The sequence below is a fragment of the Amycolatopsis sp. NPDC028719 genome, assembly GCF_055565395.1.
The window spans coordinates 489,851-513,646 of the sequence record NZ_JBVHUL010000001.1 but is presented as its reverse complement, the minus strand read 5'-3'; the positions used below and the strand labels follow the sequence as shown (position 1 = coordinate 513,646).

Below are 23,796 nucleotides of genomic sequence, written 5' to 3'. Positions count from 1 at the left end.
AAACGGTCTGAAACTGTCCGTGAGTAGATTGTCACTGATCACCTGCGCAAGGGGCTGGGGGAAAAATGGTCACATCGGGGGAACGGTCTGGACAAGCCTCGGGTCGTGGTGTTGCGGCCTGGGCGCTGTGGTCGAGGCCACGCGCCTGGGTCGCGGTCACCCTCACCGCGATCGCCGTCATGCTCGCCTGGACCACGGCCGCCACGTTGTCGATTCCGGTCACGCTCGCGAACGTGGGGACGTTCGCGCTGCTCACCGGCCTCGCGGTGGCCCAGACCGAAGTCAGCAGGCGCATCGAGCGCCAGCGCCGGATCCTGAGCAACGGGCCGCACGTCAACATGACGTCGGTCTGGCTGCTGCCCGCCGGGCTGCTCGTGCCGCCCCAGCTGGTCGCCGTGCTCGGCACCGTGCTCTACATCTACCTCGCGTTCCGCAGCTGGTCCGGCTTCCGGCCGGGCGAGTTCCACCGCGTCGCGGCCAACGCGACGACGATGATCCTCTCGGGCTTCGCCGCCGGCCTCGTCGCGGAACTGCTCCACGGGCACGGCATGACCGCCGTGGCGCTCGCCGCCATCGCCTTCTTCACCACGAACACCGCGCTCACCGGGCTCGGCCTGTACCTGGCCGCACCGGAGAAGGCGACCGTCGAGGGTTGCCTGGGGAACATGGACGACAACCTGCTGGAGCTGGCCACCCTGTGCGTCGGCGGCCTGCTCGTGATGGTCCTGACGACCGAGCCGCTGCTGTCCGTGCTGGTCATCCTGCCGCTGTACGTGCTGCAGCGGTCCGTGCTGATCAAGCGGCTCGAGGAGCTCGCCACCACCGACCAGAAGACGCAGCTGCTCAACGCCACCACGTGGCAGGACGGCGCCCAGCGGGAGATCTCCCGCGCCGAGCGGGACAACGGCAGCTTCGGCGCCATGATGATCGACCTCGACCACTTCAAGCGGATCAACGACACCTACGGGCACCTCGCGGGGGACGACGTGCTCAAGGCGGTGGCCGCCGTGGTCAAGCAGGAGACCCGGGCGCACGACCTGGTCGGCCGGTTCGGCGGCGAGGAGTTCGTCGCGTTGCTGCCCTCGACGTCCAAGGCAGACGCGATCGTCACGGCGGAACGGATCCGGCAACGGGTCAGCGAGCTGATCATCAGCACGAGGACCAACGAAGGCGCCGCCGTCGACATCGAACGGCAGACGGCGTCCATCGGCGTCGCCGCCTACCCGCTCGACGGGTCGTCGATCGAGGAAGTGATGGCGTGCGCCGACGCGGCCGTGTACGCGGCCAAGCACGGCGGGCGGAACCGGGTGGTGGGGTCCCCCGAAGTCGCGTTGACCGCGGCTTAGCGCCCTTACCGCAGCCGGTCGATGACGTCGCTCGCCTTCGTTTGGAGGCGAGCGACTCCGCCTACCGTGAATTCGGTGAGCAGGTCGATCAGGGCCTCCTGGTCCGGCGGCTCGCCGTCCCAGGTCGCCTGCACCAGTGATTCGGTCATCGCGAAGAAGAGCGTGACGAGCGCGCGGTCCGCACGGCCGGAGTCGATGCCGTGCTCGGCCCACCGCCTGCGGCTCGCGTCGGCGTAGACGACGGCCAATCTCTCCCTCAACCGGGTGAGAGCGGGGTCGCCCGCGCGCTCGGCCGCGCGGAGCACGCCGTAGGCCTCCGGACTGTCGGCGACGAAGGTGACCATGTTGGCGTAGTTGGCGCGCGCCCAGGCCCGCAGGCCGGGCTGCGGATCGGTCACCGTCGGGCCCGCGATCGCCGCGAACGCGCGCTCCTCGGTTGCGGCCACGACCTCGGCGAACAGCGTCTCCCGCTGGCCGAACTGCTCGTAGACGGACTGGCGCGAGACGCCGGCCTCGCGCGCGATCTGCTCGATCGTCGCGCCCTGCATCCCGTGCTGCGCCACGACCTTCGCCGTGGCGTTCAGCACGCGGGCGCGCTGCTCCCCGACCGGGAGCTTGCGCGGCCGTCCGCGCGGCGCCGGGCTTGACATGGTGGTCCACCTCACGTGATTCTTTTTCCGACACCTCTGTCTAAAAAGGTGTCTCCCCGCGCACTAGTCCTGCTCAACGAGGAGCAAGCATGCGTATCTTCCCTCGCCGCGCCCTCTCCGCGGTGGTCGCCACGGTTTCCGTCCTGGCGCTGGTGGCACTCGGCCCGCCGCAGGCCTCCGCCACGTCGTTCTACGACCCGCCTTCGCCCCTGCCGGCCGGCCGCGACGGCGACGTCATCCGGCACGAGGCGTCGACGTTCTACATCGACCCGGTCAAGCTGATCAAGGCCGACGCCGGCGTCGAGCGGATCATGTACCGCAGCACCGACACCCACGGTTCGCCGATCGCGGTCACCGGGACCGTGCTGACGCCCAGGTCCGCCTGGCACGGATCGGGCGTGCGCCCGATCGTCTCCTACGCCGTCGGCACGCAGGGCGAGGGCGACGACTGCGCGCCGTCGAAAGCGCTTGCCGCCGGCTTCGAGTACGAGGGGCCGTTCATCGCCGGGCTGCTGGCGCGGGGTTACGGCGTCGTCGTGACCGACTACGAGGGACTCGGGACGCCGGGCGACCACACCTACGTCAACCGCGCTTCCGAAGGGCACGCGGTGCTCGACGCGATCCGCGCGGCGCAGCGGCTGCCGGAGGCCGGGCTGCCGGACGACGGCCCGGTCGCGATCGCGGGCTACTCCCAGGGCGGCGGCGCGTCGGCCGCGGCGGCGGAGCTGCAGCCGGGCTACGCGCCGGAGCTGAAGCTGAAGGGCGCGTACGCGGGCGCGGTGCCGGCGGACCTCGGCGAGGTGGCCAAGAACCTCGACGGCCACTACGCGGTCGGCTTCCTCGGCTTCGCGCTGGTGAGCATGAACTACGCGTACCCGGAGCTGAACATCCCGGCGCTGCTCAACGCGCGCGGCAAGCAGCTGTTCGAGCAGGTCCGCACCGAGTGCACGGTGGAGGCGATCGCCGCGCACGCGTTCACGCAGTCGTCGACGCTGACGAACGACGGCCGCTCGCTCACCGCGTACCTCGGCGAGGAGCCGTACCGGACGCGGGTGGCCGAGCAGAAGATCGGGACGTTGAAGCCGACGGCGCCGGTGCTGATCGTCCACAGCGCCCTCGATGACATCGTGCCCTACGCGCAGGACCGTGACCTGGGCCGGACGTGGTGCGGCAAGGGCGTGCAGGTGCGGTTCAGCACGTCGCTGGTGCCGACGCACGTGCTCGGCGCGGTGCGGGCGTACCCGGAGGCGTTCGCGTGGCTCGAGGCCCGCTTCGCCGGCCTCCCGGCCGTGAGCAACTGCGGCCTGTTCTAACGGTCACCGAAAGCCGTGAATGTCGCATTGAGGGACTTGAAGTCCCTCAATGCGACATTCACGGACTTGGGTCACTTCAGGCCGGTGGCCTCGGACGCGGCGGGGTCGGAGTCGGCGAGGAACGTCCGGCAGCGGTCGTACTCCTCGGTCTCGCCGATCTTCCCGGCGGCCTTCCCCAGCACGGCGAGGGCGCGCAGGAACCCCTGGTTGGGACGGTGGGACCACGGCACCGGACCGAAGCCCTTCCAGCCCGCGCGGCGCAGCTGGTCGAGGCCCCGGTGGTAGCCGGTGCGGGCGTACGCGTACGCGGCGACGGTCTCGCCCGCCTCGAAGGCCTTCTCGGCCAGCGAAGCCCACGCCTCGCTGTAGTCGGGGTGTTCGGCGGCGACGGCGGCCGGGTCAGTTCCGGCGTCGAGCGCGGCCTGGGCGGCGGTGTGCTCGGGCAGCAGCGTCGGCTCGGGGCCGAGCAGGTTGTGCGTCATGCCGCCCATTCTGCCCACGCCCGCCGGTCAGAAGAACAGGCCCGCGAGAACCCCGCCGCCGGCCAGGATCAGAGCGCCGACCAGGACGGCGGCCACAACTCGTTTCGGCATCATGGCGGCACACCCTGCCAAGCCACGCACACCGAAAGCAAGTCGTCCACCCTTAAGGGTGACAGCGGGGCGAAGCGTCTCCGTTGCCGGTGGTGGCGGGGAAGAAGGTCGGGGGAATCCCCGATTTTCGCGTCTTTCGCCACGGTCTTGCTCCGCTCGTGACCATGACCGGCCATGATGTCCGACATGGCCAAGGCAGTCGACGTCCCCGTGGACGTGATCCCGCGCAGCCCCGTCGGCAAGACGAAGCTGTTCTTCACGCGGCACTGGCACCGCGGCGCCCCCGGGCAGCCGACGCCGGACTGGGTGCTCCGGTTCTGCTACGGGATGTGGCTGGCGGCGTTCGCGTTCAAGCTGGTCGGCTCTTCGTGGGACATGTCGTGGCACTTCATGTGGCTGCGCGACGACCTGGCGCCGCCGCACCTGATCAACACCGTGGGCACGGTGATCATCGTCGTGCTGGTGGCGATCCACAGCTACACCGGCCTTGGCGCCGACAAGACGTCGCTGCGCCTGATGCAGGTCGGGCTGCTGACGTTCTTGATCGCGGCGCCGCTGGACGTCATCAACCACCGCGTCAACGGCCTCGACCTGACCGCGTGGAGCCCGTCGCACATGATGCTCTACCTCGGCACGGGCATCATGCAGGCGGGCGTGCTCCTGGGCTGGCTGCGGCTCTCGCCGCCGGGCCGGTTCCGGACGGGCGTGCTGCTCGCCTTGTGGGCGTTCTTCCTGGAGAACACGTTCTTCCCGAACGGCCAGCAGGAGTACGGGATCCTGGGACTGCGCGCGTGGGAGCGCGGCGCGCCGGAGGCCGAGCCGTCGCTGCTGGACTTCGCGGCCAACCAGATCGGGCACCCGGTCGACCGGACCGCGGTCATGCACTTCACGATGCCGATCCCGGAGTGGGTGTACCCGCTGTGGGGCATCGGCGTGATGGCGCTGATCCTGGTCCTGGCCCGGAAGACCTTGGGGTTCCGCTGGGCGGCTTCGGCGGTGGCGATCGCGTACATCGCCTACCGCGGCGTGATGTGGCCGCTGCTGGTCGGGATGGGTTTCCCGGCGTCGACGATCCCGTTCTACCTGCTTTTCGTGGGGCTGGCAGTGGACCTGGCGTTCGCGATCGGACGTGATCACGGGCTGTTGACGGCCGGCGTGGGGGCGTTGCTGGTGACGGCGTTCGGGTACGGGGCGTTGTGGGTGCAGTCCCAGTTCCGGCCGTGGGTGCTGGGTGACGCGCACACGGAGTCGGCCCCGCCGGTGGCTTACTGGACGGCGGCGGTGGTGCTGGGCGGGGTCTTCGCCCTCTGGGCGGCGGCGGGCCCGCTGACCCGGCGACTCGCCGCACGCCGAAGCGTCACCCCGGTTTCCTGACCCCAGACGCGCTGAAGGCCACCATGAGGGCATCTAGTTCCCTCATGGTGGCCTTCAGAGGCTTTGGTCCTAGGCTTACTTGACCTTCGTGCCGGCCGAGCCGAGAGCCTGGCAGGCCTCGACCACACGCTGAGCCATCCCGGCCTCAGCGGCCTTCAGGTACGACCGCGGGTCGTAGACCTTCTTGTTGCCGACCTCGCCGTCGATCTTGAGCACTCCGTCGTAGTTCTTGAAGAAGTGGTCCACGATCGGGCGCGTGAACGCGTACTGCGTGTCCGTGTCGACGTTCATCTTCACCACGCCGTACGACACCGCCTCGCGGATCTCCTCCGGGAGTGAACCAGAGCCGCCGTGGAAGACCAGCTCGAACGGCTTCGCGCCGGCGTCCAGGCCGAGCTTCTTCGCCGCCGCCTCCTGGCCGCCCTTCAGGACGTCCGGGCGCAGCTTCACGTTGCCCGGCTTGTACACGCCGTGGACGTTGCCGAACGTCGCCGCCAGCAGGTAGCGGCCCTTCTCGCCCGCGCCCAGCGCGTCGATCGTCTTCAGGAAGTCGCCCTCGGCGGTGTACAGCTTCTCGTTGATCTCCGCCTCGACGCCGTCCTCTTCGCCGCCGACGACGCCGATCTCGACCTCGAGGATGATCTTCGCGGCCGCCGTCTTGGCGAGCAGCTCCGCGGCGATCTCGAGGTTCTCGTCGAGGTCGATCGCCGAGCCGTCCCACATGTGGGACTGGAACAGCGGGTTCTGGCCGTTCTTGACGCGCTCCGCCGAGATCTCGATCAGCGGGCGGACGAAGCCGTCCAGCTTGTCCTTCGGGCAGTGGTCGGTGTGCAGCGCGACGTTGACGTCGTACTTCGCCGCCACGACCTGCGCGAACTCCGCGAGCGCGGCCGCGCCGGTCACCATGTCCTTGACCTTCTGGCCCGACGCGAACTCGGCACCGCCGGTGGAGAACTGGATGATCCCGTCGCTCTCCGCCTCGGCGAACCCGCGGATGGCGGCGTTCACGGTCTCGGACGAGGTCACGTTGATGGCCGGGTAGGCGAACTCGTTCGCCTTGGCCCGGTCGAGCATCTCCGCGTAGACCTCGGGGGTGGCGATGGGCATCGGTATTCCTCCTTGGCAGGGATGGGTCCCGACCGCATCGTACGAGGTGTACCGCCGGCGCACACCGGTCCCCGCACAGAAACTTCTCCGCACGTCGAATCGGTTCAGAAGGCGGTACGTCCGGCCGCCGGGCGAACCGGCGGCCGGACGGAGATCACAGCAGTTCGGAAGCCAGCGCGCGGTAGGCCGGCCACGGGTCCTCGTTGAGCACCTGGACGATCACCTGGTCCGCCCCCGCCTCCCAGTGGGCCGACAGCCCGCGCGCCACCGTCGCCGCGTCGCCGTGCAGGGCCAGCTCGTCGATCAGGCGGTCACTGCCCTCACCTTCCAGATCGGCGTCGGTGAAGCCGAGTTTGCGCAGGTTGGCGACGTAGTTCGACAGCCCGAGGTAGTACTTGACGGTGTTGCGGCCGATCGCGCGGGCCTCGGCGGGGTCGGTCGAGAGGACCACCTTGTGCTCCGGGGCCAGCAGCTTGCCCGCGCCGAGGATCTCGCGCGTGCTGCGGGTGTGCTCCGGCGTCGTCAGGTACGGGTGCGCGCCGGCCGTGCGCTCGCCCGACAACGCCACCACCTTCGGACCCAGCGCCGCCAGTGCGCGCCCGCCGGCCGGGACGCCCGCCTCGTCCAGGCCGTCCAGGTACTCGACCAGCGCCGCGTACGGCTTCTTGTACTCCTTCGTCGCTTCGCGGTGACCCGCGCCGACGCCCAGCAGGAAGCGGTCCGGGTACTTCGCCGCGATGCGCTCGTACACCTTCGCGATCGACGCCGGGTCGTCCTGCCAGATGTTCACGATGCCGGTCGCGATGACCAGCGAGTCCGTCGCTTCCAGGAGGCCGTCCACCGACGCGAGGTCGTCGCCGCTGGGTGAGCCGCCCAGCCAGATCGCGCCGTAGCCGAGCTTCTCCGCCTCCGCCGCGAACTTCGCGTCGACGTTCGCGTGGTACCGCCAGATTCCGAGCTTGCCCAGTTCGATAGCCATGGAACACTCCAACGCGTGGGACGGCGATTTTCCTCCCGGGATCCGCGAACTAACGTCGAAGGTATGACCAAGCTGGGCAACACCGACCTCGACGTGTACGGCCTCAACCTCGGCGGCAACGTCTTCGGCTGGACGGCGGACGAGCCGCAGTCCTTCGCCGTGCTCGACGCCTACACCGCGGCCGGGGGCAACTTCGTGGACTCCGCGGACCTCTACGGCGGGGGCGGCGGCTCCGAGGAAATCCTCGGCAACTGGCTCGCCGCGCGCGGCAACCGGGACGACGTCGTCGTCGCCACCAAGGTCGGCATGTGGGACGGCCGGCCCGGCCTCTCGGCGAAGAACATCCAGGCCGCGGCCGAGGACTCGCTGCGCCGTCTCAAGACCGACCACATCGACCTCTACTACGCACACCGGGACGACCCGGACACCCCGCTCGAAGAGACGCTGACGGCCTTCGACGCGCTGGTCCGCGCGGGCAAGGTCCGCTACCTCGGCGCGTCCAACTACAGCGCCGAGCGCCTCGCCGAAGCACTGTCCATTTCGGACAAGAACGGCCTGGCCCGGTACGCCGTGCTGCAGCCGCACTACAACCTGGTCGAGCGGGACTACGAGCGCGACCTCGCGCCGCTCGTCGAGCGCGAAGGCCTAGCCACGCTGCCGTACTTCGCCCTCGCCAAGGGTTTCCTCACCGGCAAGTACCGCACGAAGGAGGCCACGGTCGACAGCCCGCGCGCCGCCCGTGCTTCGTCCTATTTGGACGCCGGCGGCGAGCGCGTCCTCGCCGCGCTGGACAAGGTCGCCGAGGCACACGGCGTCTCCGTCGCCACGGTCTCGCTCGCGTGGCTGCGGCAGCAGCCGACGGTCGCCGCGCCGATCGCCAGCGCCCGGACGCCCGAGCAGCTCACCGACCTGATCGCCTCGGTGACCCTCGAGCTGACTCCAGAAGAAGTAGCGTCACTTTCCCTATGAAAGATGCGTCCCGAGGCCCTGACGACGCAACTTTCCCGACGAAAGTGGCGCCTACTCCTGGGTAGCTTACTGCGGGTAAGGTGGGGTACGGTGCCCTCCAGATAGCGACGTGCGACGTCCAGGAGGGCACCGTGGCCAACCCGTTTTCGCTGCTGAGCGGCACCAAGAAGGTCGACGGCAAGGTCGTCCTGATCACCGGGGCCGCCCGCGGCATCGGGGCCGGGCTGGCCGAGCGCCTCGCCGCACGCGGTGCGAAGGTGGCCCTCGTCGGCCTCGAGGCCGACGAACAGAAGAAGGTCGCCGACCGCATCGGCGCCAACGCGAAGTCCTGGGAAGCCGACGTCACCAGCTGGGACGCGCTCGAGCAGGCGACGAAGGGCGTTGTCGAGCACTTCGGCGGCATCGACATCGTCATCGCGAACGCCGGCATCGCGACCGCGGGCTTCGTCCGCTCGGTCGACCGGGCCGCGTTCGAGAAGGTCATCGAGGTCGACCTGCTCGGCGTCTGGCGCACGTTCCGCGTCACGCTCCCGCACGTCATCGAGCGCAAGGGCTACCTGCTGGCCATCTCGAGCCTCGCCGCGATCACGCACGCGCCGGGCATGGCGAACTACTCCGCCGCGAAGGCCGGCGTCGAGGCGTTCTCCAACAGCCTCCGCGCCGAGGTCGCGCACCTGGGCGTCAAGGTCGGTGTCGCGCACCCGACGTGGATCCGCACCGACCTGGTCGAAAGCGCCGACGCACACCCGGTGTTCGGCAAGCTCCGCGCGTCGATGCCCGGCCTGATCGGCAAGACCTACCCGCTCGACACGGCGCTGGACGACCTCGAAGCGGGCATCCTCAAGCGCGCCCGCACCATCCACGTGCCGCGCTGGGTCGGCGGCCTCAAGCTGCTCCGCGCGTTCCTCCCGCCGATCATCGAAATCGGCTCCCGCAGCCGGGTACCTTCGGCGGACAAGGCCGCGCTGGCCGACATCGAGGCCCGCGGCGCGTTCGAGTCGGCGGTCACCGGCCACGGCGGCCGGGCCGCCACCAAGGGGTGACCATGTCGCGTCGGGACCAGATCCGGATGACCGAGGACGAAGTGCGCGCGTACTTCGCCGAGCAGAAGGTCATCAACGTCGCCAGCGTCGGCCCGAACGGCCGCCCGCACCTCGCGCCGCTCTGGTACTACCCGCACGAGGACGGCGTCGCGACGTGGACGTACGGGACCTCGCAGAAGGCGAAGAACTTCCGGCGCCTGCCCGAGGCGACGGTCCTCATCGAGGACGGCGACAGCTACGAGAAGCTGCGCGGCATCTCGCTCGAGGCCGACGTCGAGATCATCGAGGACACCGCCGAAGTCACCCGGATGGGGATCACACTCATGCAGCGGTACGCGGGCGCCAAGCCGGGCGACCCCGCACCGGACGAGCTCAAGGCCTTCATTGCAGGTCAGGCCCCCAAGCGTGTCGGGCTGGTCTTCCGCCCGACGAAGATCGTCAGCTGGGACCACACCAAGCTCGGCGGGACGTACTAACCAGTAGGGAGTACTTCCAAGTAACTGTTACTTGAGGTAACGTCATCTCGGCAGAATCCTCGAAGCAGCGGAGGCCGACAGATGTCCGAGCGGTTCAAGGTCGTGATCGTGGGCACCGGGTTCTCCGGGCTCGGCCAGGCGATCCAGCTCGAAAAGGCCGGCATCCGGGACTACGTGATCCTGGAGAAGGCCGGCGAGGTGGGGGGCACCTGGCGCGACAACTCCTACCCCGGGTGCGCGTGCGACGTGCAGTCGCACATGTACTCGTTCTCGTACGAGCAGAACCCGGACTGGTCGCGGTCGTTCTCGGCGCAGCCGGAGATCTTCGAGTACCTCAAGGGCGTCGCGGACAAGTACCGGCTGCGCGAGAAGATCCGGTTCGGCGTCGAGCTCACGGGCGCCCACTGGGACGAGCGCGCGCGCCGCTGGACCGCGACGACCGAGGACGGCCGCGAGTTCGTCACGCAGTTCCTCGTCTCCGGTGTCGGCGGCCTGCACATCCCGCAGGTCCCCGAGCTGCCCGGGATCACGGAGTTCAAGGGCCAGACCTGGCACTCCGCGCAGTGGAACCACGAATACGACCTGCGCGGCAAGAAGGTCGCCGTCGTCGGCACCGGTGCCAGCGCGGTCCAGTTCGTCCCGAAGATCGCCCCCGACGTCGCCGAGCTGACGCTGTTCCAGCGGACGCCGCCGTGGATCATGCCGAAGCCCGACCACGCGATGCCGTCGTGGGCACGGACGCTGTTCAAGCGCGTGCCCGGCACCCAGCGCCTCTACCGCAACGCGCTGTACTGGCTGCTCGAAGCGCGGGCCATCGGCTTCAACGGCCACCCGGCGATCATGAAGGCCGGCGAGCTGATCGCGAAGCGCAACATCGCGAAGGGCATCAAGGACCCCGCGCTGCGCAAGAAGGTCACGCCGGACTACACCATGGGCTGCAAGCGCGTCCTGATCTCCAACGACTACTACCCGGCGCTGAGCCGGCCGAACGTCGAGGTGAACACGGCCGGGATCAAGGAGGTCAAGGCGCACTCGATCGTCGACTCCGCCGGGGTCGAGCACGAGGTCGACGCGATCATCTACGGCACCGGCTTCAAGGTCACCGACGCGCTGGAGTACCTCGACATCACCGGCGTCGACGGCCGCGACCTCGCCAAGGAGTGGGCGGTCGAAGGGATGCGGACGCACAAGGGCATCACCGTCTCCGGCTTCCCGAACCTCTTCTTCCTGCTCGGCCCGAACACCGCGCTCGGCCACAACTCCGTGGTGTTCATGATCGAGTCGCAGTCGCGGTACGTCGTCGACGCCATCAAGCTCGCCGACTCCCGCGACGCCGCCGCCCTCGACGTCCGGCCGGGCGTGCAGGACAAGTTCCAGCAGGACATCCAGGACAAGCTGGTCAAGGGCGTCTGGACGCAGGGCGGCTGCAAGAGCTGGTACCTCGACGCCAAGGGTGTGAACCGGACGATCTGGCCCGGCTTCACCTGGCGCTACTGGCTGGAGACGCGGAAGGTCGACCCGGCCGACTACGAGCTGTCCGGCCGCGCGTCGTGACTTCGCAGGACGAGCAGCTCGTCCTGCACGCCCGGGACGTCGAGTTCGACTGGGCCGCGCTGCCGATGCACTGGATCCCCGGCGAGCCGCAGGCCACGCACACCATCAACGTCCTGCACCTGGCGCTGCCCGAAGGCGAACGCTGGTTCGTCGAGGTGTTCAAGCAGGCGGTCCCGCTGATCCGCGACGAGCGGCTCAAGGCCGACGTCCTCGGCTTCATCGGCCAGGAGGCGGTGCACGCCGAGGCGCACGACGGCGCGGCGGCGCACCTCGAGGCCGCGGGCCTGCGCGTGCGGCCGTTCGTCGCGCAGATGGAGTGGCTGTTCCGCAAGCTGCTCGGCGACCGCGCCCTGACCGGCCGGGCCGCCGAGGAGTGGCTGATCGAACGGCTCGGGATCGTCGCCGCGATCGAGCACTACACGGCGTTCCTCGGCCAGTGGGTGCTCGACGCGCCTCTGGGGCGCGCGGGCGCCGACCCGGTGATGCTCGACCTGCTGCGCTGGCACGGCGCCGAAGAGGTCGAGCACCGGGCCGTCGCGTTCGACCTGTTCATGCACCTGGACGGGCGCTACACGCGTCGCGTGCGCAGCATGGCGGCGGTGACGCCGGTGCTGGCGTGGGTGTTCTTCCGCGGCACGCGATATCTGATGCATAACGATCCGACGCGCCCGGGCAGGGCGTCGCTGCGGGGATACCGCCGGGCCGCCAAGCGGGGGTTGCTGCCGACCGGGCGTCAGCTGCTGCGGGAAATCCGGCCGTACTTCCGGAAGTCGTACCACCCGACGGAAACCGGGAGCACCGAGCAGGCGGTGGCGTACCTGGCGAGTTCCCCGGCCGCCCGGGCGGCGGACGCACCTCGGTGACGGCTCCGGAACCGGCACTTTCACGTGAAAGTGCCCACCTGGGACCCGCACTTTCACGTGAAAGTGCGGGTCTGGGCCGGCCCACCCGGCTCGACGGCAGTGACCGGACCGACCACCTGATGTCCGCTTTGGTCGGTGTCGTGGGTGTTTACCGCCGGTTGTCGCGATTCAGCGGGAAACGGCGGCCTCCCGTGCGCGCGGTGGACCGGAACCTGCCGTTGGTGGTCGAAGGCGTCGAACACGAAGCCGAGGACGTCGTGAGCCTGCGCCTGGCGAACGGCGGGCCGCTGCCGGGCTGGCGGCCGGGCGCGCACATCGACCTCGTGTTGCCGAGTGGGCTCGTGAGGCAGTACTCGCTGTGCGGCGATCCGTCCGAAAAGGACCATTACCGCATTGCCGTGCGGAAGGTCGGCGTCGCGTCGGCCGAGGTCCACGCCCTCACGCCGGGCACGCGGGTCACGGTGCGCGGTCCGCGGTCCGCGTTCCCGTTCGTCGGCGACGGGCCGTTCCTGTTCGTCGCGGGCGGCATCGGGATCACGCCGATCCTGCCGATGGTCCACCGCGCGACCGCTGCCCAAGCGGACTGGCGGCTCGTCTACACCGGCCGCAGCCGCGCGTCGATGCCGTTCCTGGACGAACTGCCGGACGACGACCGCGTCCGGATCCGCCCGGACACGGAGTACGGCGTTCCCGCGTCCGGCGCCGAGCTCCTCGAAGACGTCCCGGACGGCGCCTCGGTGTACTGCTGCGGCCCGGTGCCGATGATCACCGGTGTCCGCGTCGACCTGGCGCTGACCGGCGCGAAAGCGGTCCACTTCGAGCGGTTCGCTCCACCGCCGATCGTCGACGGCGAGCCGTTCCAGCTGATTCTCCGCAGGTCAGGACAGGTCCTGGACGTCCCGGCGGGGCGAACCGCCCTCGACGTCCTCCTGGAGGCGCGGCCCGGTACGCCGTATTCGTGCCGCCAGGGCTTCTGCGGGACGTGTGCGGTGCCGGCGGCCGGCGGCGGGTCGATGCGGATCTGCGTCGACCGCGCCACCACCGTGCTCGACCTATGACTCCTGGGGGACCCAGGCGCCGATGACCGGCTTGAACTCCCGGATCGTCCGCTCCGCGACGACGCCTTCCAGGAAGTACGGGTCCTGGTCGATCGTCGCCTTCAGGTGCGCTTCGTCGTCGGCCTGGTACAGCGTGATGCCGCCGGAACCGTCGCCGAGCGGCCCGGCGACCGCGACGCGCCCCTCAGCGGCCAGCTTGCCCAGGAACTCGCGGTGCCGGGGCCGGACCTCCGGCATCTTCTCCTGGACGTAGGTGATTTCGACGAGGTACCAGGCCATGTGGATCTCCGGGGTCGGGCGGGGGCGGGTCGGGACCGACGCTACCCGGGTCGTCACCGTGTCCCAGCATCCGATCTGTGGCTGTGTGGCACCGGGAACCCGACCCGATAGGCTGGGCGTGCGTCAGTACCTGTGTGAGCGCTGTGAATACCGTGAGCCTGCTGACGCGACACACCGTGCAAACCGGGGTCGAGGACAGGCAGGGGTTCATGCTCGAGGGCAATGCTGAACGCAGCGTCGAGGCAACCCTCGGCCACCTGCGGGTCATGGATGGTCCGGCGGCCCCGGCGCAGGCGCCGGCACCGCTGACCCTCGAAGACCTCTACCGCCAGCACCGCATGCGGCTGGTCCGGCTGGCGATTCTGCTGGTGGACGAGCCCGCGACGGCGGAAGACGTCGTCCAGGAGGCCTTCACCGGCCTGCACCGCAACTGGAGCCGGCTCCGGGACGCCGCGGCCGCCGTCGGCTACCTGCGCACCGCCGTGGTCAACGGGTCGCGCAGCGTGCTGCGCCGGCGCAAGACCGCCCGCGAGTACGTGCCGCCGCACGCGGTCAACGCGCGGTCCGCCGAGAGCCTCGCGATGCTCTCCAGCGAGCACCAGGCCGTGGTCAGCGCGCTGTCCAAGCTGCCGCCCCGCCAGCGCGAAGTGCTGGTGCTGCGTTACTACGGCGGGCTGAGCGAGGCCGAAATCTCTGAGGCCGCAGGCATTTCCAAGGGTACCGTTAAGTCGACCGCCAGCCGGGCGCTCGAGGCACTCCAGAAGGCCATGCAGGCCCCACAGTGACCCGGGTGGACCATTCCGATCACTGAGTCGTATCACCATGCTTGGTCCAGACCAATATATGCTGGGGTGCGTGAGAGGCGCCGGAGATTTCGTGATCATGGGCGGCCGGGTCGCTGCCCCGGACCGTGTACTCGATGACGGCTGGGTAGCCGTCTCCGACGGGCGGATCGCCGGCGTGGGTTCCGGGACCCCGCCGTCGGGCGAGCACGTCGACGTCGGCGGGGCACTGGTCGTGCCCGGGTTCGTCGACACCCACTGCCACGGCGGGGGAGGTGCTTCGTTCACCTCCCTCGATCCCGAGGAACTCCTGACGGCGGTGCGCGCGCACCGCCGTCACGGCACCACGACCATGCTCGCCAGCCTGGTGTCCGACCCGGTGGACATCCTGCGTGAGCAGGTCGCCGCGCTGCGTGAGATCGTCCAGGACGGCGAGGTCGCGGGCATCCACCTGGAGGGCCCGTTCATCTCGAAGGCCCGCTGCGGGGCGCACGACCCGGAGACGCTGCTCGAGCCGGACACCGGCACGGTGGACAAGCTCCTGCGCGCCGGCCAGGGCGCGATCCGGATGGTCACCATCGCCCCCGAGCTCCACGGCGGCGTCAAGGCCGTCCGGCAGCTGGCCGAATCGGGCGTCATCGCCGCCATCGGGCACACCGACGGCGTCGAGGAGCAGCTGCTGCCGGCCATCGACGCGGGCGCGACCGTCGCGACCCACCTGTTCAACGGCATGCGCCCGCTCCACCACCGCGAACCCGGCCCGGTCGGGGCACTGCTCGATGACGAGCGCATCACGATCGAGCTCATCTGCGACCTGGTGCACCTGCACCCGACGGTGGTGCGGCTGGCCGCGAAGCACGCGGGCCGCAACCGGACGGTGCTGATCACCGACGCGATGTCGGCCACCGACGCCGCCGACGGCCGCTACACGCTGGGCCGCCTCGAGGTCGACGTCCACGACGGCGTCGCCACCCTGGCCGACAACGGCTCGCTCGCCGGCAGCACCCTGACGATGGACACCGCCTTCCGCAATCTCGTCCAGGGTGCGAAACTCGGCATCCTCGACGCGGTGCACGCGACGTCGCAACGACCCGCCGAGCTGCTCGGCATCGCCGACCGCACCGGGATGCTGTGCACGGGGTACGTGGCCGACATCGTCGTCCTCGACCAGGACCTGCGGCCCGCGAAGGTGCTGCGCCGGGGTGAATGGGTCGCCGAGGTGGGTACGGCTACCTTGAGTACCTGAGATCCTGCGAGCGAGACGGGCGGAGATGAGCGAGCCGAAGGACCCCGAGCAGCTGCTGGCGGACGCCCTTCGCGCGCAAGCCGTCTTCGCCCCGCAGGCCTCACCACCGGCTGCGCCTTCGTCGCCTCCGCCGTCGGCGGCGCCTTCGCAGGCTTCGCCGTCTTCGCCGCCGGAACCGGGGACGGACGCGGTCCCGACCAGCGCGATCAACGAGCTGCCGTCGGCGTACGGGCTGCTGTCCGGCGCGAGCGCCGACTCGCTGGAGCGCGAGCGGGCGGCGCTCGACCCGGTGGCCGAGGCACCCACGGCGTACACCCCGCGTCCCCCGGAACCACCTCGGCAGGGCGCGCAGCTCCCCGCGTACTGGATCTTGCTGCTGGCGGTGCTGCTGGGCCTCGCCGCGGGGTCCGTGGTGGGCCTGCTCACGCTGGTCTGACCGGGTCTCAGTAACGACTCAGGGTGACCCTGTACCGTTTTTGGGGTGATTCTCGCCCAGAGCACGGTCAACACGATGTCCCTGCTGCCGTCATGGCTCGACCCGCAGCACCTGCTGAGCGGCCTGACCACGCCGGTCATCGCGGTGCTCTGCCTCATCATCTTCATCGAGAGCAGTGTCTTCCCGGTGCTGCCCGGTGACTCCCTGCTGTTCACGGCCGGCCTGTTCATCGCGAACGGCACCCTCGACGCGCCGTTGTGGCTGGTCTGCGTGCTGGTCACGGTCGCGGCCCTGCTCGGCAACGTGGTCGGTTACTACATCGGCTACTTCGCGGGGCCCAAGCTGTTCAACCGGCCGGACTCGAAGATCTTCAAACAGGAGTACGTCCACAAGACGCACGAGTTCCTGGAGAAGCACGGCCCCAAGGCGGTCGTGCTGGCCCGGTTCGTGCCGTTCGTCCGGACGTTCATCACGTGGATCGCGGGCATCGGCCGCATGGACCCGAAGCGCTACTTCACGTACACGGTGATCGGCGGCATCCTGTGGGCCGCGGGCATCACGGTGCTGGGGTCGCTGCTCGGCGGCGTGTCGTTCATCGCGAACAACGTCGACGCGATCTTCGTGCTGATCGTGCTGGTGTCGGTGGTGCCGATCCTGCTCGAGTACCTGAAGGCCCGCCGCGAGAAGAAGGCCGGGCCGGTCGCCGAGACCGACCCCGAGGTCACGCAGCGGATCCCGCGGGTGCGGGACTGATCCTTTCCGGACGAGAGGGCCCCACCGGTCGGCGGTGGGGCCCTTTTTGTCGTGCCCCCGCGGTAACGTGAAAACAGGGGTCCCCCGGGAGGGGACCCCTGTCGGCGCAGGTCAGGTGCAGGTCAGCTCATCGAGAACATCGAGCCCGGGTTGAACAGGTTCTCCGGGTCCAGCGCCGCCTTGATCTGCCGGTGCACCCGGATTCCCACCGGCCCGATCTCCCGCGCCAGCCACTCGCGCTTGATCTTCCCGATCCCGTGCTCACCGGTCACCGTGCCGCCGAGCGACAACCCGACCTCGAGGATCGCGTCGAACGCGCGCTTGGCCCGGGCGAACTCGTCCGCGTCGTCGGGCTGGTAGACGATCGTCGGGTGCATGTTGCCGTCGCCCGCGTGGCCGACCACGGCGATCCGCAGCCCCACCTCGGAGCTGATCTTCTCGCAGCCCTGGATCAGCTCGGCGATGCGCGTGCGCGGGACGCACACGTCGTCCGTCAGCCACTGCCCGTACGTCTCCAGGGCCGTCAGCACCACCCGGCGGGCCTGCAGCAGCATCCGGCCCTCTTCGAGGTCTTCGGTCGTGTACGCGAGGTCCGCGCCGCAGTCCGTGCAGATCTGCTCGATCGCCGCCAGCTCGCGGCGGGCCACCTCGCCGCCCGCGTCCGACTGGCCCAGCAGCAGCGCCTGGCAGTCCGAGCCCGCGCCGAGGTCGGTCTTCAAATACGTCTCGGACGCCTTGATCGACGACGCGTCCATGATCTCCAGCAGGGACGGCACGAGCCCTTCGCGCACGATCCGGGCGACGGCCTCCCCGGCGGCTTCGGTCGTCGTGAAGCCCGCGACGAGCGTCGCCGGGGCCTGGGGCAGGGGCTTGAGCTGGACCGTCGCCTGCGTGATGACGCCGAGCGTGCCTTCGCTGCCGACGAACAGGCGGGCCAGGTCGTACCCGGCGACGCCCTTGACCGTCCGCCGTCCGGTCTTGAGCAGGGACCCGTCGGCCAGGACGACTTCCAGGCCCAGCACCGAGTCCGTCGTCACGCCGTACTTCACGCAGCAGAGGCCGCCGGCGTTGGTCGAGAGGTTGCCGCCGATCGTGCACCAGTCGTAGCTGGAGGGGTCCGGCGGGTAGAACAGCCCGTGCTTCTCGACGGCGTTGCGGAAGTCCAGGTTGACCACACCCGGCTGCACCACGGCGAGCCGGTTGCCCGGGTCGATCTCGACGATCTGGTCCAGCTTGGTCAGCGCCAGCATGACGCAGCCGTCGATGGCGTTCGCGGCGCCGGACAGGCCGCTGCCCGCCCCGCGCGGCACGATCGGCACCTTCGCTTCGGCGCACGCCTTGACGACGGCCTGCACCTCCTCGACGTTCGCGGGCAGCACGACGGCGAGCGGCCGGCCGGAGGGCGCCAGCGGCATCATGTCGCGCGCGTACGACGCGGTGACGTCGGAGTCGGTGAGCACGGCGCTCTTGCCGAGCAGGTCGCGGAGCCGGGTGACCAAAGCTTCGTCGCTCATGGCCTCATCGTAAGCCCGCTCAGTCCGCACTGCGGAACTTCTATTTCAAAACCGCCGGTTCAGCGCAGCGCAGCGCGGACCGTCAGCCTCAGCGCACCACGCCCAGCAGCTTGTCGACGTGCACCCGCAGCAGGACCCGCTGGTCGCTGACCATCGCGGCGCGGTACTCGTCCCAGTCGGGATGCTCGCCCGCCGCGCGGCGGTAGTAGTCGACGAGCGCCTCGACGGTCTCGTCGTCCCGGGACGCGGCCGGCGGCGTGAGCGAAGCGCGTCCCTCGGCGACGACGTAGCTCCAGCCATCCTCGCTGCCCACGTGGTAGGTCACCCGCGGGTCGCGGCGCATGTTCTTCGTCTTGGCCCGGGTTTCGGTGATCGACGCGGTTATCGTCGCCGTTTCGGGGTCATACAGGTGCGTGATCGTGGACAGCTGGGGCCGTCCGTCGCGGCGGATCGTGGCCAGGACGCCGTGGCGGTGCGCACCCAGGAAGTCCTTCAACGCTGTGTCGTCGGTCATACCTCTTCCAACCGGTCCCCGGCTCCGTTGTTCCAGGAGCAGCCCGGAGGAAATCTGCTTGCATACGGCAACTAAAGTGTGTTCCGACACATCGACCACAGCTCCGCTTGCATAACCGCTAGTGAAGGCACATCCTTGCCTGAGGCAACTAGTTGCAGCCGCCAACCAACGCCGTTGAAGGATTCCTCATGGCACCGAACAGCTCCGCCATCCGGCCCAAGGCCGAACTGGACCTCGCCGACCAGCTCGGGCACGAGCTCGTCCGCCTGGTCCGCCTGATCAACAAGGCGAAGTCCCAGGTGTCCAAGCAGGGACCGGACGGCATCGAGCGGGCGGCCTACGCGATCCTCTTCACCCTCATCCACGAGGGCCCGCAGCGCACCAGCCGGCTCGCCGAGTCGCTCCACTCCGAGATCTCCACGATCAGCAGGCAGTCGAGCTCCCTCGTCCAGCACGGCCTGGTCGAGCGCCAGGCGGACCCCGAAGACGGCCGGGCCTGCCTGCTCGCGCCGACCAGCGAGGGCATGCGGGTGTTCGAAGAGAACCGCAAGCAGCGCAACCAATGGCTGGCCGACGTACTCGGGGACTGGACCGAAGGGGAGATCCAGACCCTGAACAAGCTGTTCGGCCGACTCAACACAGGTATCGAGAACCACTCTCCACAACTGGCCGACGCGAACGCGTCCGCCGGTGCACCGGCCAAGGGGGCCAACGCATGAGTTCCACCACCGAAACGCCGGCCCTGCCCGAGGTGGGTCAACCACCCCGGCTGAGCCACCGCCAGATCGTCACGATCCTGAGCGGCCTGATGTGCGGCATGTTCCTCGCCGCGCTCGACCAGACGATCGTCGGCACGTCGATCGTCAAGATCGCCAACGACCTGCACGGCTTCGACCTGCAGGCCTGGGCGACCACGGCGTACCTGATCACCTCGACGATCGTCACGCCGATCTACGGCAAGCTCTCCGACATCTACGGCCGCAAGCCGTTCTACCTGGCCGCGATCACGATCTTCGTGATCGGCTCGCTGGCCTCGGCCTTCTCGCAGTCCATGTACGAGCTGGCCGCGTTCCGCGCGGTGCAGGGCCTCGGCGCCGGTGGCCTGATGTCGCTGGCCATGACGATCCTCGGCGACATCGTGCCGCCACGGGAACGGGCGAAGTACCAGGGCTACATCCTCGCCGTGTTCGGCCTGTCCACCGTGCTGGGCCCGGTGCTGGGCGGCTTCTTCGCCGGCATCGAGCACGCCGGCAGCATCTTCGGCTACGACATCCACGGGTGGCGCTGGGTCTTCCTGATCAACGTCCCGATCGGCATCCTCGCGCTGTTCGTCGTCGCCCGGGTGCTGAACGTCCCGCACGAACGCCACGAGCACAAGATCGACTGGTGGGGCGCGCTCGCACTCGTCGTCGCGGTGGTGCCGTTCCTGGTCGTCGCCGAGCAGGGCCAGAAGTGGGGCTGGGGAGACGGCAAGGCGATCCTCTGCTACGTCGTCGGTGGTGTCGGCGTGATCGCGTTCATCGCGATCGAACGGTGGATGAAGGACGCCGCGCTGATCCCGCTGCGGCTGTTCAAGAACTCGACGTTCACCGTGGCGATCATCGGCGGTGTCATCGTCGGTGTCGCGATGTTCGGCGCGATCACGATGATCCCGCAGTTCATGCAGGTCGTGCAGGGCTACACACCGACCGAGTCCGGGCTGCTGATGCTGCCGCTGATGGCGGGCATCATGACCAGCTCGATCGTCTCGGGCCGGCTCACCGGGAAGACCGGGCGCTACAAGATCTTCCCGATCATCGGCACCATCCTGATCGCCGGTGGCGCGTTCTTCTTCGCGCAGGTCGAGTACGACTCGCCGCTGTGGCACCCGCTGGTCGCGGCCGCCATCATCGGCCTCGGCCTCGGCCAGTGCATGCAGACGCTGATCATCGCGGTGCAGAACGCGGGCCCGCGCAGCGACATGGGCGTCTCGACCGCGTCGGCGACGTTCTTCCGCCAGATCGGTGGTACCGCGGGTGTCGCGATCTTCCTGACGGTCCTGTTCAACACCCTGATGCCGAACATCACGAAGGCGTTCGGCGGTCAGCTGCCGGCCGGTGCCGGCGCGGGCATCGGCAACCTGTCCGAGAACACGAGCGTGATCCAGACGCTGCCGGACGCGATCAAGACGCCGATCCTGGTCGGCTTCACCGAGTCGATCACCACGGTGTTCTACATCGCGGGCGCGGTGGCGCTGCTGGCCACGGTGGTGCTGCTGTTCATGAAGGAGATCCCGCTGACCAACGCGGCCCCGGCCGCGGCGGCCATGGAGGGCGGCGAGGCGCTGCTCGAGGCGGACGAGCACGAGCACGACTTCACCGACGAGCCCACCGAGATCGTCGAGCCGGTCAAGCCGCTCGACCGGGAGCCGGCCCTGGTCGGCGGCGGGAAGCACGCGTTGAGCACCAACGGGCACGGCGACTACCAGGCCGTGTCGGGCGCGCTGCCGATGCCGATCACGAACTCGATCGCCGACTCGGAGCTGGACGCCCCGGTCGGTACGGGTGGCGTGCCGGTCGTCGGGCACGTGCGCCGTCAGGACGGCAGCCACGTCTCGGGCGCGGCGCTGACCCTGATCGACCAGCGCGGCCGCCAGGTCGCACGGGCCACCGGCGCCCCGGACGGCAGCTACTCGGTCCCGAGCCAGGGTCCGGGCGCGTACGTCCTCATCGTGTCGGCCCACGGCCACCAGCCGCAGGCCTCCAGCGTCGTGATCGGCAACGGGCCGGCGACGGTCGACGTCACGCTCACCGGGTCCGGCGAGCTGACCGGGACCGTGCGGGCGGCCGCCACCGGCTCCCCGCTGGCGAACGTCACGGTGACGCTGACCGACAGCCGCGGCGAGGTCAACGGCGCGTTCATCACGACCACGGACGGCACCTACGCCTTCGTCGGGGTCGGCGCCGGGGCCTACACCCTGGTCGCCAGCGGCGCGGGTCACCGGCCCGTCGCGGTGACGCTGACCGTGCCGGACAGCGGCGTGCTGCGCCACGACGTCGAGCTGTCCAGCTCGGTGCAGCTGAGCGGGGTCGCGCGCACCGAGGGCGACCGGGTCGTCCCGGACGCGCGGATCACCGTGCTCGACGCCGAAGGCAACGTCGCGGCCGTGGCCCGGACGGACGGCGAAGGCCGGTACCTGGTGAGCGACCTGCCCGCGGGCGCGTACACCGTGGTCGCGAGCGGCTACCCGCCGGCGACCAGCCAGGTGGAGCTGACCGGCGGCGAAGCCGGCCACGACGTCCGGCTGAGCTACGACCAGGCCCTCGACGAGCTGGTCGACCGGTCATGACCGGCTTGCGCGCCACCTTCCGCACGGCCGAGGGCTGGGCGGTGGAGCACGCGGTGCTCACCGTGACCGACCCGGCCGGGCGGCAGGTGGCCCGGCAGGCGGCCGACGTCCGCGGCGACGTGGTCACCGACGCGCTCGCGCCGGGCACCTACACCGCGGTTGTCACGGCGGCCGGGTACACGCCGGTCGCCCGGATGGCGCAGGTCGCTTCGGACGGCTCGGGTTCGCTCGGCGACGTCGTGCTGGCCCCGGTCGCCGAGGCGATCGACCTGCCGCCCGCCGGGCCGTGGGTGATCGACCCGATGCACTCGTCGGTGGTCGCGACCGCCCGGCACCTGGGCATCGCCAGCATCAAGGCGCGGTTCCCGGACGTGTCCGGCCGGATCGAGATCGGCCGCCCGGCCGAGCGGTCGTCCGTGCACGCCGAGATCAAGGCGGCGAGCATCGACACGAACATCCGGATGCGCGACGACCACCTGCGGTCGCCGGACTTCCTCGACGTCGACGTCCACCCGGTGATCACGTTCGCGAGCACCGGGATGCGCCAGCGCGGCGTGGACTCGTGGACGCTGCTGGGTGACCTGACGCTGCACGGCGAGCGCCGCGAGATCGAGCTGGAGCTGACCTACGGCGGCTGGGGCCCGGACCCGTGGGGCGGCGTGCGCGTGGCGTTCCACGCCGAGACGACGCTGCACCGGAACGACTTCGCGATCAACTACAGCGCGATGGTCCGGGCCGGCGTCGCCGCGGTCGGCACGACGGTGAAGATCGAGCTGGACGTCGAAGCGGTCCAGGGCGAGTCGCTGCCGCAGTTCTGAGTTCCCGGTTTGCCGAAGGCCCTCTCACCGCTGGTGAGGGGGCCTTCACCGTTCGTAGAACTGAATATTCCGGACAGCCGGATTCGACCGTTCGCCGCGGGGTGTTCACCTCGGCCACGTAGGCTTCCGGTGTGAAAGTCGTGAGCATCGAGGCCGCGGGCGTCGGCGTGAGCTGGCTGGACACCGCCGGCCCGCTGCTCGTCTGGGTCATCGTGCTGAGCTTCGTGCTGGTCGAATGCGCGCTGATCATCGGGCTGTTCCTGCCCGGCGACTCGCTGCTGTTCGGGGCCGGCGTGGTGCTGGCCCAGCACGGTTCGGACGCGAACGCGTGGTTCCTCTCGGGGGCCGCGCTGATCGTCGCCGTGCTCGGGAACCAGATCGGCTACTACATCGGCCGGACCGGCGGTACCAAGTTCATCGCGCGCCGCGACGGCAAGGTGCTGAACCGACAGGCCCTCGACCGCGCGCAGCGGTTCCTGGACAAGCGGGGCTTCTTCGCGATCGTGGCGGCCCGGTGGATCCCGTGGATCCGCACGCTGGCCCCGCTGATCGCGGGAGCCGCCCGGATGGACCCGCGCCGGTTCATGGCGGCGACGGCCCTGGGCGGCCTGCTGTGGGTGCCGACCCTGGTGCTGCTCGGCTACTACGGCGCCGGCCTGCTGGATGCGCTGCCGTGGCTGAAGACGGCGGCACTGTGGATCAGCATCGCGTTCTTCGTCGTCGGGACCGGGTACGGCGTGCTGCGCTACCGCCAGGAGATGCGGCGCCCCGTCGAAGAGACGGACGACGCCCGCGCCTGAC

24 protein-coding genes are annotated in these 23,796 nt (G+C 69.8%); 17 read left to right on the top strand and 7 right to left on the bottom strand.

Going from position 1 to position 23,796, the window contains the following annotated elements; translation table 11 throughout:
* Nucleotides 1–179: 179 nt before the first annotated feature.
* Nucleotides 180–1,346, top strand: a complete 1,167-nt coding sequence (locus ACZ4TR_RS02485) for a GGDEF domain-containing protein (RefSeq protein ID WP_465285439.1) — start codon at nt 180–182, stop codon at nt 1,344–1,346.
* Nucleotides 1,347–1,351: 5 nt separating this feature from the next.
* Here ACZ4TR_RS02485 and ACZ4TR_RS02480 read toward each other — a convergent pair whose 3' ends face one another.
* Nucleotides 1,352–1,996 (bottom strand): TetR/AcrR family transcriptional regulator, encoded by a 645-nt coding sequence (locus ACZ4TR_RS02480; RefSeq protein ID WP_465285438.1) that lies wholly within the window; start codon nt 1,994–1,996, stop codon nt 1,352–1,354.
* Nucleotides 1,997–2,085: 89 nt separating this feature from the next.
* On the opposite strand from ACZ4TR_RS02480, the gene ACZ4TR_RS02475 reads away from it, so the two are divergent.
* Nucleotides 2,086–3,309 carry an alpha/beta fold hydrolase gene (locus ACZ4TR_RS02475; protein ID WP_465285437.1) on the top strand — a complete coding sequence of 408 codons (1,224 nt, stop codon included), beginning with the start codon at nt 2,086–2,088 and terminating at the stop codon, nt 3,307–3,309.
* Nucleotides 3,310–3,380: 71 nt separating this feature from the next.
* Here ACZ4TR_RS02475 and ACZ4TR_RS02470 read toward each other — a convergent pair whose 3' ends face one another.
* Nucleotides 3,381–3,791, bottom strand: coding sequence for a DUF3151 domain-containing protein (locus ACZ4TR_RS02470; RefSeq protein ID WP_364510597.1), 411 nt, complete (start codon nt 3,789–3,791; stop codon nt 3,381–3,383).
* Nucleotides 3,792–4,088: 297 nt separating this feature from the next.
* On the opposite strand from ACZ4TR_RS02470, the gene ACZ4TR_RS02465 reads away from it, so the two are divergent.
* Nucleotides 4,089–5,276 (top strand): hypothetical protein, encoded by a 1,188-nt coding sequence (locus tag ACZ4TR_RS02465; RefSeq protein WP_465285436.1) that lies wholly within the window; start codon nt 4,089–4,091, stop codon nt 5,274–5,276.
* A 75-nt stretch (nt 5,277–5,351) separates the two neighbouring features.
* On the opposite strand, the gene fbaA is transcribed toward ACZ4TR_RS02465, so the two are convergent.
* Nucleotides 5,352–6,383, bottom strand: a complete 1,032-nt coding sequence (gene fbaA / locus ACZ4TR_RS02460; RefSeq protein ID WP_364510592.1) for a class II fructose-bisphosphate aldolase — start codon at nt 6,381–6,383, stop codon at nt 5,352–5,354.
* A 154-nt stretch (nt 6,384–6,537) separates the two neighbouring features.
* The gene (locus ACZ4TR_RS02455) at nt 6,538–7,362 is read right to left on the bottom strand and encodes an LLM class F420-dependent oxidoreductase (RefSeq protein ID WP_465285435.1); all 825 of its coding nucleotides are present in this window, start codon (nt 7,360–7,362) and stop codon (nt 6,538–6,540) included.
* Nucleotides 7,363–7,425: 63 nt separating this feature from the next.
* Here ACZ4TR_RS02455 and ACZ4TR_RS02450 point away from each other — a divergent pair, with 63 nt between their 5' ends.
* The 6 genes from ACZ4TR_RS02450 (at nt 7,426) to ACZ4TR_RS02425 (ending at nt 13,325) form a co-directional block, all read left to right on the top strand.
* Nucleotides 7,426–8,331, top strand: coding sequence for an aldo/keto reductase (locus ACZ4TR_RS02450; protein WP_465285433.1), 906 nt, complete (start codon nt 7,426–7,428; stop codon nt 8,329–8,331).
* 131 nt (nt 8,332–8,462) lie between these two features.
* On the top strand, nt 8,463–9,374 hold the full coding sequence (locus ACZ4TR_RS02445) for an SDR family oxidoreductase (RefSeq protein WP_465286269.1): 912 nt from the start codon (nt 8,463–8,465) through the stop codon (nt 9,372–9,374).
* Between the two features lie 2 nt (nt 9,375–9,376).
* A complete protein-coding gene (locus tag ACZ4TR_RS02440) occupies nt 9,377–9,850 on the top strand; it encodes a pyridoxamine 5'-phosphate oxidase family protein (RefSeq protein WP_465285432.1) in 474 nt (157 codons plus the stop codon).
* Between the two features lie 81 nt (nt 9,851–9,931).
* Nucleotides 9,932–11,404 (top strand): flavin-containing monooxygenase, encoded by a 1,473-nt coding sequence (locus ACZ4TR_RS02435; RefSeq protein ID WP_465285431.1) that lies wholly within the window; start codon nt 9,932–9,934, stop codon nt 11,402–11,404.
* Entirely contained in the window at nt 11,401–12,267 is an 867-nt protein-coding gene (locus ACZ4TR_RS02430; RefSeq protein ID WP_465285430.1) for a metal-dependent hydrolase, read from the top strand. The genes ACZ4TR_RS02435 and ACZ4TR_RS02430 overlap by 4 nt, the downstream gene beginning before the upstream one ends.
* A 119-nt stretch (nt 12,268–12,386) precedes the next feature.
* Nucleotides 12,387–13,325 (top strand): PDR/VanB family oxidoreductase, encoded by a 939-nt coding sequence (locus ACZ4TR_RS02425; protein ID WP_465285429.1) that lies wholly within the window; start codon nt 12,387–12,389, stop codon nt 13,323–13,325.
* On the opposite strand, the gene ACZ4TR_RS02420 is transcribed toward ACZ4TR_RS02425, so the two are convergent.
* On the bottom strand, nt 13,320–13,604 hold the full coding sequence (locus ACZ4TR_RS02420) for a YciI family protein (protein WP_465286268.1): 285 nt from the start codon (nt 13,602–13,604) through the stop codon (nt 13,320–13,322). The genes ACZ4TR_RS02425 and ACZ4TR_RS02420 overlap by 6 nt on opposite strands.
* 209 nt (nt 13,605–13,813) lie before the next feature.
* On the opposite strand from ACZ4TR_RS02420, the gene ACZ4TR_RS02415 reads away from it, so the two are divergent.
* The 4 genes from ACZ4TR_RS02415 (at nt 13,814) to ACZ4TR_RS02400 (ending at nt 16,821) form a co-directional block, all read left to right on the top strand.
* Complete coding sequence (locus ACZ4TR_RS02415; protein WP_465286267.1) at nt 13,814–14,389, top strand: SigE family RNA polymerase sigma factor; 576 nt, start codon at nt 13,814–13,816, stop codon at nt 14,387–14,389.
* Between the two features lie 91 nt (nt 14,390–14,480).
* A complete protein-coding gene (nagA, locus tag ACZ4TR_RS02410; RefSeq protein ID WP_364510821.1) occupies nt 14,481–15,632 on the top strand; it encodes an N-acetylglucosamine-6-phosphate deacetylase in 1,152 nt (383 codons plus the stop codon).
* A gap of 25 nt (nt 15,633–15,657) precedes the next feature.
* A complete protein-coding gene (locus tag ACZ4TR_RS02405; protein ID WP_465285428.1) occupies nt 15,658–16,068 on the top strand; it encodes a hypothetical protein in 411 nt (136 codons plus the stop codon).
* A 45-nt stretch (nt 16,069–16,113) separates the two neighbouring features.
* Nucleotides 16,114–16,821 carry a DedA family protein gene (locus ACZ4TR_RS02400; protein ID WP_364510570.1) on the top strand — a complete coding sequence of 236 codons (708 nt, stop codon included), beginning with the start codon at nt 16,114–16,116 and terminating at the stop codon, nt 16,819–16,821.
* A gap of 122 nt (nt 16,822–16,943) precedes the next feature.
* Here the strand turns inward: ACZ4TR_RS02400 and ACZ4TR_RS02395 are convergent, their stop codons facing one another.
* Both ACZ4TR_RS02395 and ACZ4TR_RS02390 read right to left on the bottom strand, forming a co-directional pair.
* A complete protein-coding gene (locus ACZ4TR_RS02395; RefSeq protein WP_465285427.1) occupies nt 16,944–18,335 on the bottom strand; it encodes an FAD-binding oxidoreductase in 1,392 nt (463 codons plus the stop codon).
* Between the two features lie 88 nt (nt 18,336–18,423).
* Nucleotides 18,424–18,849: a PPOX class F420-dependent oxidoreductase gene (locus ACZ4TR_RS02390; protein WP_465285426.1), complete on the bottom strand. Its 426-nt coding sequence runs from the start codon at nt 18,847–18,849 to the stop codon at nt 18,424–18,426.
* A 188-nt stretch (nt 18,850–19,037) separates the two neighbouring features.
* Here ACZ4TR_RS02390 and ACZ4TR_RS02385 point away from each other — a divergent pair, with 188 nt between their 5' ends.
* The 4 genes from ACZ4TR_RS02385 (at nt 19,038) to ACZ4TR_RS02370 (ending at nt 23,795) form a co-directional block, all read left to right on the top strand.
* Entirely contained in the window at nt 19,038–19,568 is a 531-nt protein-coding gene (locus tag ACZ4TR_RS02385) for a MarR family winged helix-turn-helix transcriptional regulator (protein ID WP_364510561.1), read from the top strand.
* Nucleotides 19,565–22,177, top strand: a complete 2,613-nt coding sequence (locus ACZ4TR_RS02380; protein ID WP_364510558.1) for an MFS transporter — start codon at nt 19,565–19,567, stop codon at nt 22,175–22,177. The genes ACZ4TR_RS02385 and ACZ4TR_RS02380 overlap by 4 nt, the downstream gene beginning before the upstream one ends.
* Nucleotides 22,174–22,995 carry a YceI family protein gene (locus ACZ4TR_RS02375; RefSeq protein ID WP_284749868.1) on the top strand — a complete coding sequence of 274 codons (822 nt, stop codon included), beginning with the start codon at nt 22,174–22,176 and terminating at the stop codon, nt 22,993–22,995. Before ACZ4TR_RS02380 ends, ACZ4TR_RS02375 begins: the two co-directional genes overlap by 4 nt.
* Nucleotides 22,996–23,126: 131 nt before the next feature.
* The gene (locus ACZ4TR_RS02370; protein ID WP_465285425.1) at nt 23,127–23,795 is read left to right on the top strand and encodes a DedA family protein; all 669 of its coding nucleotides are present in this window, start codon (nt 23,127–23,129) and stop codon (nt 23,793–23,795) included.
* The last annotated feature ends 1 nt before the right edge of the window (nt 23,796 follow it).